Raw genomic sequence first — 310 nt, forward strand, 5'->3', positions numbered from 1 at the left:
GGCCATAGAACTCCGGCCCGTACATGACGCCGCCGACCACCGCTGCGGCCAACAGCAGCGCGCCCCCCAGTACCAGAATCCGCTTGCCGCGACCGCGTGATTTCGTTGTCGTATTCGTGTTCATCATGCTTTCCCCCCAGCCGCGGCCTGAAGCGCTTGCAATGCCGCCTTGTGGCCCGACCGTATTGCGCCGTCCATGGTGGTAATCCAGATTTCTGCGGTTTCCGTACCCGCCCAGATCAACCGGCCGATTGGCGGATGCAGCACATCGCCGTACTTGGTGAGAAAGCCCGGGGGTATGGGGGATGTG

1 protein-coding gene is annotated in these 310 nt (G+C 62.9%); it reads right to left on the reverse strand.

What is annotated here, in order from left to right:
• Positions 1 to 123: 123 nt before the first annotated feature.
• On the reverse strand, positions 124 to 300 hold the full coding sequence (locus ACVA58_RS27895; RefSeq protein WP_446513495.1) for an FAD-dependent oxidoreductase: 177 nt from the start codon (positions 298 to 300) through the stop codon (positions 124 to 126).
• Between the last annotated feature and the right edge of the window lie 10 nt (positions 301 to 310).

This window comes from Photobacterium sp. DNB22_13_2, assembly GCF_052873915.1.